General features: G+C 50.8%; 10 protein-coding genes. 2 read left to right on the forward strand and 8 right to left on the reverse strand.

What is annotated here, in order from left to right; genetic code table 11:
- Positions 1–464 precede the first annotated feature (464 nt).
- Together BM040_RS12005 and gcvT are read right to left on the reverse strand one after the other, a co-directional pair.
- Positions 465–1193, reverse strand: a complete 729-nt coding sequence (locus tag BM040_RS12005; RefSeq protein WP_092101524.1) for a 2-phosphosulfolactate phosphatase — start codon at positions 1191–1193, stop codon at positions 465–467.
- A gap of 97 nt (positions 1194–1290) precedes the next feature.
- A complete protein-coding gene (gcvT, locus tag BM040_RS12010) occupies positions 1291–2379 on the reverse strand; it encodes a glycine cleavage system aminomethyltransferase GcvT (protein ID WP_092101527.1) in 1089 nt (362 codons plus the stop codon).
- A 335-nt stretch (positions 2380–2714) separates the two neighbouring features.
- On the opposite strand from gcvT, the gene BM040_RS12015 reads away from it, so the two are divergent.
- Together BM040_RS12015 and BM040_RS12020 are read left to right on the forward strand one after the other, a co-directional pair.
- Positions 2715–4217 (forward strand): sensor histidine kinase, encoded by a 1503-nt coding sequence (locus BM040_RS12015; protein WP_092101529.1) that lies wholly within the window; start codon positions 2715–2717, stop codon positions 4215–4217.
- 23 nt (positions 4218–4240) lie between these two features.
- Positions 4241–4675: a response regulator gene (locus tag BM040_RS12020; protein WP_092101532.1), complete on the forward strand. Its 435-nt coding sequence runs from the start codon at positions 4241–4243 to the stop codon at positions 4673–4675.
- A 151-nt stretch (positions 4676–4826) separates the two neighbouring features.
- Here BM040_RS12020 and BM040_RS12025 read toward each other — a convergent pair whose 3' ends face one another.
- From BM040_RS12025 to BM040_RS12050, 6 genes are all read right to left on the reverse strand, one after another.
- A complete protein-coding gene (locus BM040_RS12025) occupies positions 4827–5417 on the reverse strand; it encodes a ribonuclease HII (protein WP_092101534.1) in 591 nt (196 codons plus the stop codon).
- Between the two features lie 85 nt (positions 5418–5502).
- Complete coding sequence (locus BM040_RS12030) at positions 5503–7089, reverse strand: RagB/SusD family nutrient uptake outer membrane protein (RefSeq protein WP_245756199.1); 1587 nt, start codon at positions 7087–7089, stop codon at positions 5503–5505.
- Between the two features lie 18 nt (positions 7090–7107).
- Positions 7108–10236 carry a SusC/RagA family TonB-linked outer membrane protein gene (locus BM040_RS12035; protein ID WP_245756200.1) on the reverse strand — a complete coding sequence of 1043 codons (3129 nt, stop codon included), beginning with the start codon at positions 10234–10236 and terminating at the stop codon, positions 7108–7110.
- Between the two features lie 624 nt (positions 10237–10860).
- Positions 10861–11938 (reverse strand): peptide chain release factor 2 gene (prfB, locus tag BM040_RS12040; protein WP_139217801.1). Its coding sequence is split into 2 segments (ribosomal slippage): positions 10861–11877 and positions 11879–11938, totalling 1077 coding nucleotides; the frame shifts between segments, so codons are not numbered across the junction.
- 92 nt (positions 11939–12030) lie between these two features.
- Positions 12031–13104, reverse strand: coding sequence for a branched-chain amino acid aminotransferase (locus tag BM040_RS12045; RefSeq protein ID WP_092101538.1), 1074 nt, complete (start codon positions 13102–13104; stop codon positions 12031–12033).
- Between the two features lie 42 nt (positions 13105–13146).
- Positions 13147–13698 (reverse strand): cob(I)yrinic acid a,c-diamide adenosyltransferase, encoded by a 552-nt coding sequence (locus BM040_RS12050; RefSeq protein ID WP_092101540.1) that lies wholly within the window; start codon positions 13696–13698, stop codon positions 13147–13149.
- Positions 13699–13830: the final 132 nt, after the last annotated feature.

Raw genomic sequence — 13830 nt, forward strand, 5'->3', positions numbered from 1 at the left:
TTTTTCATCTTATGTAAGAGTTAAGTGTGAATTAAAAGGTAGCTCTTATCCGCTGCTTTTTAAAACCCTTTACCAAAGGTTTAGTGCAACAAAGTGCATAATTTAGGCTCGGCTACGCCTCACTCATAGCCTGTACTAAACGAAGCCTGCCAAAGTATAAATTGTTTGTTGACATCATCAACAACGGCGGGAATGGTGAGAAGAGGTTTTAACTATACTTTATACTTTAGCCATGGCTAAAGTATAAAGCACTGCTAACCTATACTTTTCTGCTCCGCAGAAAGCAAGTTGTAAACTTGCCTCATGCATAGCCACAAGTTATGCTAGCGCCAAACTTGCGGCAGGCACAGCAAAGTATAAAATGAGAGCGGCTGGCACTTTATGTAGTGCCAGCCGCTCTCATTTTATACTTCAGAAAGTTAACTCTCTAACTTCCCAACTTTTTAACTCAACTCCTCAACTCTCTAACTCTCTAGCTCTCTAACTCTCATCAGGTCCACCAGCCTGTCGTGGCGCCAAACGGGCAGCACATCGTACACGTCGTGGCGGAGGCAGAACTCGATGTCTTTGTGGATCTCCAGGTGCTCGAGGCGGCGTACATGCGAGGACTGGCGCAGAAACTCCACCAAATCCTGCTTAGCCGTTTGGTATAAGTACAGCGCAGCCAGGGCACTGTCGTGTTCGTAGCCGAAGGCATCATTCAGTCGCTCTACCAGGGCACCGGCAAACAGGGTATCCTCCAGGTTAAACTGGCCTTTCCAACCGGCACAAACCACCAGCACATCCAGGTTCAGCTCCCTGAGGTGATTGGCTACCGCCTGCAGGTTTAGGAAAGCACCTACTACTATCTCCTCTGCCGCCTCCGACAGCCGGATGGCACGCGTACCGTTCGTAGTCGTGATCGCAATATCGCGCCCCGCCACGTTTCCGTTCATATAAGCGAATGGAGAATTGCCCAAGTCAAAGCCCTCCGCTTTAATGCCGTTACGCTCCGCAGCCGTTAGGCAACCGCGCCCGGCAAATCCACGGCATTCCTCCAGCTCCATTACCGGGAAGATATGAGAAGCCCCCTCCGCAAAGGCTGTTACCATGGTTGAGGTAGCCCGCAGCACATCCACGGCCACCACGGCCTTTCCCTTCAGATCATACAAGTGCAGCAGCTCCGGGCTGAAGCACACATCTATACTTGGCATTATTTAATTGCTGATAGTTAAACTACTGGATTACTGGTTGTTAATTGGTGTCCGGTAATGCGAACAACAATCAATAACCAGCAATCAACAATAAGTATTACTTTTTAACGAAAGGCAGCTTTACCACTTGCGCCTTCATGTCTTTGTTGCGCACGCGGATGCTGATCTCGGTGCCTACCTTGCTGTAGTCTTTGGCCACGTAGCCCAGCCCGATGCCCTTGCCGAGCGATGGCGACATGGTGCCGGAGGTCACTTCCCCTATCTTCTCACCTTCAGCGTTCACGATCTCGTAGTGCGCGCGCGGAATGGCTTTCTCCAGCATCTCAAACCCAATCAGTTTGCGGTTTACGCCCTGCTCTTTCTGCGCCTTCAGGTTCTCAGCGTTCACAAATTCTTTATCAAACTTCGTGATCCAGCCTAGGCCAGCCTCCAGTGGAGAAGTCGTATCGTCGATGTCGTTGCCGTAGAGGCAGAAGCCCATCTCCAGACGCAGTGTGTCGCGGGCACCCAGACCAATTGGCTTAATGCCATGCGCCTTGCCAGCCTCCATAATCGCGTCGAACACCTTGCGGGCATCCTCGTTTTTCACGTAGATCTCGAAACCGCCCGCGCCTGTATAGCCTGTTGCAGACACCAGCACATCCGGCACACCGGCAAACTCGCCGCGCTCAAAAGTATAGTAAGCCATGCCAGCCAGGTCAATCTTGGTCAGCGGTTGCAGCGCCTCGATGGTTTTAGGACCCTGCACGGCAAACAGGGAGGTTTCATCAGAGATATTTACCATCTCCGCGCCCTCGGTGTTATACTTGCTTATCCAGTTCCAGTCTTTCTCGATGTTAGAGGCATTTACCACCAGCAGGTACTCTTCCTCGGCCATGCGGTACACCAAAAGGTCGTCTACGATGCCGCCCTCCTCGTTTGGCAGGCAGGAATACTGTATTTTTCCGTTCGCTAATTTTGAGGCATCGTTCGTGGTTACGCGCTGGATCAGGTCCAGGGCTTTCGGGCCACGAAGTATAAACTCGCCCATATGCGACACGTCGAAGATACCCACTGCCTCGCGCACCGTCTTATGTTCTTCTATATCTGATGAGTAGCGCACAGGCATGTTATAGCCGGCAAAAGGCACCATTTTAGCGCCCAGCGCCTCGTGCACATCATTTAAAGCGATTTTCTTAAGTTCCATATCAGATTGAGCTATTCATTATTATATGGCAAAATTAAGTATTTTTCGGCCTCATCCTAAATTAATCCCCTGCCGCTGGCGAGGTTTGCCGCCTGTGGAATAATTGGACCATCGTTGTAACCATTACCTGCAGCTTTCGTATGAGCTTAGACCAGAATAATAGCCAAAGGAAATATATGTTTACCCAGATACATTTTGCCAACACTGCTGGCCCAGCCCCGCTGTGCCGCCCTCTAAGCTCCCTATCTCCTGATTTGTCTACGCTACTGCAGGCTTAACGACTGTCAACTCTTCCTTCACAGGAGCCAGCCAACTTATAGCCTCAGCCCTTACACATGAAACTATCTGTAAAATTATTTGCCGGATTCCTGCTGATTTCGGTGCTCTTTACAGCCGTAGCCATTGTTAACTTCCGCTTGTCGGAGGCCGTTATCGAGAACTCGAAATGGGTGTCGCGCTCGCAGATTGTAGTGCGTAACTCTGCCGCGCTCCAGCGAAATATCATCGACATGGAAACCGGCCTGAGGGGCTTCCTGCTAAACGGTAACGAGACTTTTCTGAAGCCGTACTGGCAGGCCCGCGATCAAATGCCGAGCCTGATGCAGGAAACGCGCAACTTCGTAACCAACCTGCCTGACCAGCAAAAGAAGCTGGATGAGATAGCCGAACTGCAGCAGCGGCTGGAAAAGGATTTCGCGACGCCACTCATCCAGATGAAACGCTCCCATCAGGACACGATCATGACGGACCGGGAGCTGGACCTGCAACTGGAGGAGCTGGTACTGGGCGAGCAAATGGTGATGGACTCCATCCGGGCTGCCTTCCGTGCCTTTAACGCCATCGAGTACCAGGTGCGGGCCGACCGGAGCGAGCGCCTGAACAAAAGTATAAACAATACCCGCCAGCTTTCCACCATACTTACCATCCTTTCTGTGATCATCGGCCTGAGCTGGGCATACTACATCACCCGCCTCATCAGTAACCGCATCATGAAGATGGTAACGCTGGCCGAGCAAATTTCCAGGGGCGACTATAAAACCCAGATTGTGGATACGGGCCAGGACGAGCTGAGCCGCCTGTCGCACTCCCTGAACCGCATGTCGGCCACCATCGATGAGACCTTTACCGAGCTGGATCAAAAGAACAAGGAGCTGGATCAGTTTGCCTACGTGGTGTCGCATGACCTTAAAGCCCCCTTGCGTGGTATTGAGGTGGCATCGCGCTGGGTGGAGGAGGACATGGGAAGCCAGCTGCCCGATAATATAAAGGAATACCTGAAGATGATGCGCGCCCGTGTGCACCGGATGGAGAACCTTATCAACGGCATTCTGGCCCTCTCCCGCATTGGGCGCACCAGCCAGGCAAAGGAGCAGGTAGATACGAATGAGCTGCTGGCGGAAGTTGTGGAGCTGCTCTCGCCGCCGCCGGGCTTCAGTATAGATGTGCAGCGTAACTTACCCACCCTCCATACCGTTCGAATACAGTTACAGCAGGTCTTCAGCAACCTGATCAGCAACGCTATCAAATATCACGATAAGGAGAATGGGAAAATTACAGTTCGGCACCACGAAACAGAGGAGTTTCACGTTTTCTCTGTAACCGATGACGGCCCCGGCATAGACCCGGAGTACCATGCACGGATATTCGTGATATTTCAGACGCTGCAGGAACGGGATGCCTTGGAGAGCACCGGCGTAGGTCTAAGTATAGTAAAGAAGATTGTTGAGCTGCAAGGGGGAACCGTGTGGGTAACTTCGGAACCAGGTTCGGGATCTACTTTTACTTTTACGTGGCCGAAACATACTGTAATTGAACAAGAAATTAGTAGCTTTGTCTAATACTCTGAAGGGTTTAAAGTATAATGAGCGAGAAAGAAGTTAATATCCTGCTAGTAGAGGATGACTACCTGGATACGATGAATGTAGAGCGGGAGCTGAAGAAGATTGGCGTGAATCACCCGGTATTTGAGGCACGCAACGGCAAGGAAGCCTTGAACCTGCTGCGCGGCGTAGGTGTTCCCAAAATTTCGCCGCCCCCGAGCGTTATACTCCTGGATATAAACATGCCCAAGATGAACGGCCTGGAATTTCTGACCGAGTTACGCCACGACCCGGAGTTCAGCCATATCCCTGTCTTTATCATGACCACCTCCAACGAGGAAACTGACCGCTTGGCCGCGCAGAGACTCAACGTGTCGGGCTATATCGTTAAACCCCTTTCCTTCGACAGCTTCGAGCGCAGCGACTCTTCCCTCGACAGCTTCAGCCTTTTCCTGGACCTGATCAAGCTTAAGTAAGCACCTGCTTTCTTAGTAAATAAGTATAAAAGCCGCTGAGCATCTGCTGTTCAGCGGCTTTTATACTTTCGTATACTTTAAGACATCTTTATACTTCACTCCGGGTGAGCATTTATACTTTGTAGCAAGTATAAACGCAGAGCAAGTATAACTACTGCGGTTGCTTTGGCAATAGTGTAAAAGATTGCCGGTGATGTACCGTTGCGCCGTGGCTGGAGATACCCAGCCGATGCGACTTAGTAGGGTAGCCTGCATTTTGTTCCCAACCGTAATGCGGGTGTTCCTGCGCCAGGCGGCTCATCAGGTCGTCGCGGTGGGTTTTGGCCAGCACGGAGGCTGCCGCGATAGACAGGTAGCTGGAATCGCCCTTCACAATGCAGGCGTAAGGTATTTGGTTGTATGGCTTAAAGCGGTTCCCATCCACCAGCAGGTACTCCGGCTGCTGCGGCAACGCCTCCAGGGCACGGTGCATGGCCAGGTAAGTGGCGTTCAGGATATTCACCTCATCTATCTCAGCTACGGAGGCCTCCCCTATGGCCCAAGCCACGGCATCGCGGGTAATCTCGCCGCGCAGCTGCTCCCGAAGTTTTTTTGTGAGTCTCTTAGAGTCGGTGAGGAGTTGGTGCTGGTAACTAGGCGGAAGTATAACAGCTGCCGCCACCACCGGACCGGCCAGGCAGCCTCTCCCCACCTCGTCTACGCCTGCCTCTAACGTGTAGCCACTGTAATTTGGTAATAGCATTTGTATAAACTTTGGCACAAGTATAAAAAGAAAAGCCCGCCAGTCAAACGACCGGCGGGCTTTAAGGTTAAACTCTCACTTTAAACTAGTATCCAGGGTTCTGCTGAGCAGCTAGCACCGGGTTGGAGCTTATCTCTGAAACAGGGATAGGCCAAATGAAGCGGAAGTCCTCGTATGGGATGAAAGGTATAGCAGAAGTATCTACAGCTTTGCCAGTACCCGCCTCATACTGCGGGATGTGGTTAGAAGAGGACGGTACCTTAGCAGGTATACCAGCCGGTCCGAACTTACCTTCTTTGGCCAGACGGTGGATGTCCTTCCAGCGGATGCCTTCACCCAGGAACTCGATACGACGCTCATTAACAATAGCCTGTGTTAAAGCATCACCTGACAGGCCAGAATAAACCTCATCAGTAGCGCGGCCACGAACTGCATTCAACAGGTCAAGTGCTCTGTCGCTGTTACCTAGTCTTGATTCAGCCTCGGCTACGTTCAGCAGCACTTCTGCATAGCGCACTATCGGAGACCAGTCTGTTTGGGTCTGGGCATCTCTGTACTTGTTAGTGAAGATAGCACGAGCAGTTTTTACTGTGTTCTCACGACGGATATCCTCTGCTGGCCAGAAAGTAGCGTTCCAGATAATCGGGCTAATTGCTACCAGGGCACGGCCACCAGTGTTGGCATTGTACATCTGGCCCAGGGAGCCGTTCACACTGGCGTTATCATTGGACGTGTTCATAAATGAGAAGATGGACTCTGTGTTGCTTGAAGCGGCAGATCCCCACATGCCGTTCGGAGAAGCTGTTAAGGCATAACCACCAATTGGGCTTGTGAACTCCTCGTCACCAGAAATCAGCTTGTCGCCTTCAGCAATTACCCCTGCCCAATCCTGCATGTGCAGTTTCACACGAGACTTAAGGGCAATAGCAGCACCTTTGGTAGCTCTCGAGATCTTGGCACCGGCAGCACGGGTTTCAGGCAGGTTCTGCTCTGCGTAGTCCAGGTCAGCCAGGATGGCAGTATAACCTTCCTTCACCGTGTTTCTACCCTGCTGGCTTGCCTCTTCCACACGCGCAGGCGTGTTCACAGGGATTGTTCTGATTGGAACACCTGGGTGTGAAGCATCCGGGGTATGGTTATAAGGACGGGCAAAGTGCACTAACAACTCATGGTTAGAAAGGGCACGCAGCATACGAACCTCACCCAGGTAGGCATTACCTACTTCGGCAGTAATCAGGCCATCTTTCACAGCCTTCTCAACGCCTTCAATTACAATGTTTGCCTTGTTGATTACAGAATACAGTGTCTCGAACTGATAGACGTTATTGGCAGAGGCTGCATTGTAGGTAGAGCCGTATGTGATGGCATAGAACGCCTCCAGGTTCAGCATGTCCTCACCACGCATATCCCCCTGCTCTACGTGAGCAGCACCAAACGGATAACCACGCACAGCACCACCAGCATAGAAACCGCTTTGAGCAGCATCATATACACCGGCTACGGCAAGTTCTACACGCTCAGGCGTAGTAAAGGCACTCGCTTCAGTAAGGCGATCAAACGGATCCAGCTCAACTGTTTCCTTCTCGCAGGAAGTCAGCATCAGCGAAAAGCAAATCGCCGGGGCAAAGAGCGCTAACTTCAGTTTATTTTTTATGAATGATTTATTTTTCATTTTCAGGAAATTAAAGAATTAGAAGCCAAGGTTCAAGCCAACTGTAAATACACGCTGCTGCGGCTGGCCGTTCCAATCAACACCGAGGTTGTTGTTGTTCAGGTTAGTGTAGGTTTCAGGGTCAAGGCCAGTATACTTCGTGAACACGAAAGCGTTCTGCAACTGCGCGTACACTCTCAGGCGGTCAATGCTCAGACGCTCAGTGATTGTCTTAGGCAGTGTGTAACCAACAGCCAGGTTGCTCACTTTCAGGAAGTCGCCGTTCTCTACGAAACGAGAAGAAGACTCGCCGTTCGTGTTGATAAAGTTACCGTAGTTAGCACCTGCAGCCAGTCTTGGAGTCTGACCATCGCCTGGGTTCTCAGCAGACTGCCATCTGCCAAGGATTTCGGTACTGTTGTTCTCGAAAGCCATTGTCAACAGGTCCTGACGGGTACGGTTCATGATCTTGTTGCCACCAGAGAAACGCACGAACACGTTCGCATCGAAGTTGCCCAGCTTAAAGTTGTTGTCCAAACCACCAAACCACTTAGGCAGTGTAGTTCCTAAGATAACCTTGTCAGCTGAAGACAGAGAAGATTGTGCGCCAAGAGCGGTTGGGTTAGCAGGGTCATAGCCATAGTACACACCTGCTGAGCCACCGTTGCCAGTGATGTTGCCTTGCACAAGCGTACCATCAGCTTTGCGGTAGATTGGGTTACCGTTTGCTTTATTTACACCCTCATACTGGTAGCCGTAGATAGAGTTGATAGACTCTCCCTCGCGGTGAATAGTGTATTCATAGATAATGTCGTTGCCATCAACCAGTTCTTTCACTTCGTTACGCTGGGTAGAGAAGTTGAAGTTGGAGTTCCAACTGAAGTTTGACTTATCGATTACTGTACCAGAGATGGAGAACTCAATACCGCTGTTGTGTACGCGACCGATGTTGCGGGTGATAGAGTTGTTTGGCACACCCAGTGATGGAGGGGTTGGTGCAGCAAGAACAACGTCAGAGTTATCCTTAATCCAGTAAGCAAGCTCCAGGTTCAAACGGCCGTCGAACAAGCCCACGTCAACACCAACGTCAGTGATTTTCTGAGCTTCCCAACGCAGGTCAGGGTTACCCGTGTTGCTGAAAGCGATACCATTGAAAGATCCGTACTGAGCTGATGCAAATGAACCCAGGTAAGGATAGTTACCACCAGTGATACCGCTGTTACCTACCTCGGCAAAGCTACCGCGGATTCTCAGGTCAGAGATGAAGCTAAGAGCAGAAGAGTTCTTGAAGAATTCTTCCTCAGAGATTCTCCAAGCAGCAGATACGCCAGGGAAGTAACCCCAACGGTTTTCAGGAGAGAGCTTGGAAAGGCCGTCAGCACGCATAGAAGCACCAACATAGTACTTACCAGCATAGTTGTAGTTGAAGCGGGCCAGGTAAGATGCCAGACCGTTTTCGCCGATACCACCGAAAGCAAATTGGTTAGCAAAGGTACCACTCACCAGGTTCTCGTTGAAGAAGCGGTCAGAAAGTCCAGTACCTTGCGCCTGGAAGAAGCTGCTTCTATACTTGTTGTATTCCTGCACTGCCGTCACATCCAGATTGTGTACTTCGTTGAACGACTTGTTGTAGCTCAGGATGTTTTGCCAGTTCCAGGCTTTAATTGGAGAGTAAGCCTGTGAAACTATACCACCAGAACCCTGGCCGTCACCGTGCCGTGGGTCGTTGAACAGGTAGTCGTCTACCAGCGTTAAGTCGGCACCCAGCTGCGTTCTGAAACGCAGGTTGTCCACCAATTTGAAATCCAAGTATACGTTACCCAAACCACGGTAAGTAGTAGCCTTACGGATGTTGTTGTCAAGCACAAAACGGATGTTCGGAATACCGTTGGCGATAATACCGGAGTTAGGACCGCGGCCCAGTGCTCTTGGCTCGCTAAAGTCGATGTTGTACCCGGTTGGGTGCTCTGGGTTGAATACTGGCACGTTAGGGTGCATACGGATAACACCGAAGATGTTACCAGACAGGTTGTTAGATCCAGTAAGTGGACCTTCGTTGATCTGGTTAGTTAAACCAGCCTGCAAACCGAAATCCAGGAACTTGGTTACTTTAGTAGACAGGTTTGTACGTACTGAGTAACGCTCCAGGCTGTTGGCACGGCCGATACCTTCTTGGTTAGAATAACCTAAAGAGAAGTAGTAGTTAGTCTTGTCTGTACCACCGCTTGCAGAGAAAGCATGGCTGTGCTGGAAAGCAGTACGGAATACTTCTTTGTTCCAGTCAGTGTCCCACTCACCCATCTTGGCAGGCGAAGTTTGGCCAAGATTAGCATATTTCTCGTTTGTGATGTCAACGAACTGCTGCGCGTTCAGCAGGTCATGCAGCTCGATAGCCTTCGCTGTACCAGCCCAGCCATCATAAGAGAACTTAGCCTGACCAGATTTACCTTTCTTAGTAGTGATAAGGATTACACCGTTAGAAGCACGTGAACCGTAAACAGCTGTTGCGGCACCGTCCTTCAGAATTTCGAAAGACTCGATGTCGTTAGGGTTGATGTCAGCAAGTGCGTTTGAAGGCGTAAAGCCACCCAGGTTTCCTGAAGTAGCAGGCACACCGTCGATTACGATAAGTGGCTGAGTGCTAGAAGAGATGGAGTTAACACCACGGATGTTGATTTTTGGAGGCGCACCCAGGATACCGGAAGGCTGTGTAATCTGCACACCGGCAGCACGGCCGGCCAGCTGCTGATCGAAAGATGGCGTTGCCAGGTTTGCCAACGCGTCACCTTTTACAGTGGCAATGGAGCTGGTAACGTCTTTCTTCTGCTGTGTACCGTAACCTACTACTACAACCTCATCCAGAAGCTTCTGGTCTGTGCTCAGGCCAATGTTAACTACGCTTGAGTTACCAATCGCTCTTTCTGCAGTTTCGTAGCCAATAAATCGGAACACGAGCGTATTCCCCCCTTCCGGCACGTTGATAGAGTAAGATCCATCAGCGCCTGTGGTGGTACCCACAGTAGTGCCTTTCACAATCACCGCCACGCCTGGCAGCCCTTGCGATGTGCTCTGGTCCGTAACCGTACCAGACACCGTTCTGCTTTGGGCATAGGCATGCTGCAGCAGCGCCAGCACCATCACAAAACTCATTAGTAATAGTTTTCTCATTTGTTGTTAGAATTAAGGTGAATAGAATTGGTTGTTTTAAGTTTTTAGTTCATATAATAAAGGTTAGACAAAGCTCTGCCAGGCTCATAAAAAATGAGCTTTTAAATCTTATGCACAGCACCAGCGCTACTTTACCAAAGCAGCCTGCCGGCATAGGAAACAGTTAAGTGATATGATTTTTTAAAGCAATGTGCCGCGAAAGACACCAGCTGCTCTTTGTTAAGAATTAAGTTACTAACCTATCCAGCCACTGGCCTTTGTGAGATGAATTAAGGGATAGTTACTTATTCTGCTCCAATAATAGGTAGATAAATATTTAAAAACAACAGTCCCCAAACAAACTTATTTGATGTCAAAACACAGTATTTTAGGCTTTTACGCCTCCCAAGTTCCAGCCTAAATTCTTACAAGTACAATTTAAAAACACCTACAATGTGCCCTAAAATGATTCTGGAACCATTTTTTCCAAATTTGAACTATTCAGTGTTACAACGCAGATATATGCAGGTTGGTAATTCTCATCAGCTTTTGCACTGAAACCTTTTCTACAAAATTTCGTTGGGAGCCGAAAAAAAAAACGAGGCACCTGGGAGAGGTGCCTCGTTTCAGCCTTATTTAGTTATGCTATACCTGCATCAGGTAAGCTTTTATGTAATCGTCTAGGTCGCCATCCAGCACGTTCTGTACATCCGTACGCTCCACCCCCGTGCGCACATCCTTTACCAGCTTGTAAGGGTGCAGCACGTAGTTGCGGATCTGCGATCCAAAATCAATCCGTTTCTTGGTGCTCTCGATGCGGTCGCGTTCGGCATTGCGCTTGTCAAGTTCCATCTGGTAGAGCCTGGAGCGGAGCATGCGCAGGGCGTGCTCCTTGTTCATAAGCTGCGAGCGCTCTATCTGGCACTCTATCACAATGCCTGTTGGCTTGTGCTTCAGGCGAACGGCCGTCTCTACTTTGTTTACGTTCTGCCCGCCGGCACCACCTGAGCGGAAGGTATCCCACTCAATGTCGCCCTGGTTCACCTCTACCTGAATCGTGTCATCCACTACCGGGTAGGCAAACACGGAGGCAAACGAAGTATGGCGGCGGCCACCGGAGTCGAACGGAGAGATGCGCACCAGGCGGTGCACCCCTATTTCAGACTTCAGGTAGCCGTAGGCAAAGTCGCCGGTTATCTCCAGCGTGGCCGATTTTATACCGGCTCCGTCGCCGGCCTGGTAGCTCACCTGCTTCACGCTAAAGTCATGCGACTCGGCCCACATAATGTACATGCGCATTAGAATCTCAGCCCAATCCTGGCTTTCGGTGCCGCCTGCCCCGGCGTTTATCTCCAGTATAGCGCTCAGCTGGTCTTCTTCGCCGCTCAGCATGCGCTTAAACTCCAGTGCTTCCACAGCCTCCTCGGCCTTCTTCAGCTCCTGCTGTATGTCCTCCTCCGACACATCACCTTCCTTGAAGAAATCGAAAAGCACCTCAAAGTCCGACACGGTTTTCTCCACCTCCTCATAGTGGTCGGTCCATACTTTCACAGATTTGATTTCCTTGAGCACCTTCTCGGCCTCCTTCGGATCGTCCCAGAAATCAGGGGCGGTGGTTTGGGCCTCTGTCTCCTTTACCTGCTCTTTCTTGGCATCGTAGTCAAAGATACCTCCTCAAGGCCCCTACTCTGGCCTTTAACTCTTTTACTTGCTCAATTGTCATTAGCGTGTTGGTTATACTTTCTTTAAACGTGAGATGCTGAAGTATAAACGGCCACGCCCATACTTCAGCATCCTCTTTTTATACTTTATACTTTAAAGGCTGATGCGATGCACCCAGTGATGCGTGTCAGGTGCCTGCCCTGTCTTTATCTTGTCAAGTTCTGCGGCGACGTGGTTTGAGATTTTCCTATCTTCTATCGCGGGCAGATCCATGTCCAGGCCGTTATGGTGGATGGTGGCAATTTGCGCGATGGTGGCAGCCGTGCCAGTGCCAAACGCCTCCTGCAGCTTGCCGGCCTTGTGCGCCTCCTCCAACTCATCTACCGATACCTTGCGTTCCTCCACTGTGTAGCCCAGGTCTCTGGCTACTTGTAGTACGCTGTCGCGGGTAATGCCGGCAAGGATGGTGGTGCTAACAGGCGGCGTTACCAGCTTTCCGTCCAGCACGAACATCAGGTTCATGGTGCCTGACTCCTCTATATACTTATGCTCTTTGGCATCGGTCCAGATGAGCTGGTGGTAGCCGCGCTCCTGCATCTGGCGGGCAGGGTAAAGCGCAGCGCCATAGTTGCCTGCCGCCTTGGCATATCCGGCCCCACCCTCTACTGAACGTACATAGTGCGGCTCGATAGCTACCCTGAGCGGTTGCCCGTAGTAGGCCCCGACAGGGCAGGTGAAAATGGCAAAGCGGTAGCTCGACGATGGGCGCACGCCGATAAACTCATCGGTTGCGAACATGAACGGGCGGATGTACAACGCACAGCCGGCGGTGGGCGGAACCCAGGCGGCATCCAGGCGCAGCAACTGCTCCAGCCCCTGCATGAAAATATCCTCCGTAAGCGCCGGCATGCACATGCGCTCGGCAGACTTGTTCAGGCGATGGAAGTTATCCAATGGCCGGAACAGCAGGATATCACCGTTGGCATCCCGGTAGGCCTTCATCCCCTCGAAAATAGACTGGCCATAGTGCAGTGACGAGGTGGCAGGGCTCAACGACATATTGCCGTATGGGCGGATGTGCGGGTTTTCCCACTTTCCTTCTTTGTAATCGGCCACCAGCATATGGTCCGAGAAAATCTTACCGAACTCGATGTTGTTATAGTCCAGTTCAGCGATGCGTGAGTTCTCCACGCACTGTGCCGGTATCGTGAGCATATCCAGTGACATTTTAAGTTAGTTTTTAATCCAGTTAGGTGTATGGTACGGTAGCTATAGTCTTGGCTTCCAGGCAATCTCCTCGGCTCCCAGCTCCTGAGACATTACGCGGCAAAGGGCAAAGAGGTAATCCGACAGCCTGTTTAAATATTTTATCACCAGGTCATCTACCGGCGACTCTTCCTGCAGGCCAATGGCCAGGCGCTCGGCGCGGCGGCACACGCAGCGGGCAACGTGGCAGAAGGAAACCGACTGGTGCCCGCCCGGAAGTATAAATGCACGCAGTGGCGGCACGGCAGCAGTATACTTGTCTATTTCCTGCTCCAGCAGCACCACATCTTCCTCATGCAAGTCTGGGGTAACCATTTTGGTATGCTTGTCCGGATCTGTGGCCAGTGTGGAGCCGATGGTAAACAACCTGTCCTGTATCTCTTTCAGAATATCGGCCCTGGACCTGTTCACTTCCTGGTCACGCACCAGCCCGATGTAGGAGTTCAGCTCATCCACCGTGCCGTATACTTCAATACGCAAGTGCGACTTCGGGACCCTGGTGCCACCAATCAGTGCGGTGGTGCCTTTATCGCCTGTCTTGGTGTAGATCTTCATGTAAAGCTTTAGAGAGTTGAGGAGTTAAAGAGTTGTAAAGACGCAATGCCTTGCGTCTATGGAGTTAGAAAGTTAAAAGGTTAAAAGTTAGAAAGTTTTGACCTAACCACTATAACCAGTAACAGTTAACTA

The sequence above is a fragment of the Pontibacter chinhatensis genome, from assembly GCF_900113285.1.
Taxonomy (GTDB): domain Bacteria; phylum Bacteroidota; class Bacteroidia; order Cytophagales; family Hymenobacteraceae; genus Pontibacter; species Pontibacter chinhatensis.

Excerpts from the sequence above, each read along its gene's own strand:
- BM040_RS12015 (WP_092101529.1), top strand. The coding sequence starts at position 2,715 with ATGAAACTATCTGTAAAATTATTTGCCGGATTCCTGCTGATTTCGGTG.
- gcvT (WP_092101527.1), bottom strand. The coding sequence starts at position 2,379 with ATGGAACTTAAGAAAATCGCTTTAAATGATGTGCACGAGGCGCTGGGC.
- BM040_RS12030 (WP_245756199.1), bottom strand. The coding sequence starts at position 7,089 with ATGAAAAATAAATCATTCATAAAAAATAAACTGAAGTTAGCGCTCTTT.
- BM040_RS12050 (WP_092101540.1), bottom strand. The coding sequence starts at position 13,698 with ATGAAGATCTACACCAAGACAGGCGATAAAGGCACCACCGCACTGATT.
- BM040_RS12025 (WP_092101534.1), bottom strand. The coding sequence starts at position 5,417 with ATGCTATTACCAAATTACAGTGGCTACACGTTAGAGGCAGGCGTAGAC.
- BM040_RS12020 (WP_092101532.1), top strand. The coding sequence starts at position 4,241 with ATGAGCGAGAAAGAAGTTAATATCCTGCTAGTAGAGGATGACTACCTG.
- BM040_RS12005 (WP_092101524.1), bottom strand. The coding sequence starts at position 1,193 with ATGCCAAGTATAGATGTGTGCTTCAGCCCGGAGCTGCTGCACTTGTAT.
- BM040_RS12045 (WP_092101538.1), bottom strand. The coding sequence starts at position 13,104 with ATGTCACTGGATATGCTCACGATACCGGCACAGTGCGTGGAGAACTCA.
- BM040_RS12035 (WP_245756200.1), bottom strand. The coding sequence starts at position 10,236 with ATGAGAAAACTATTACTAATGAGTTTTGTGATGGTGCTGGCGCTGCTG.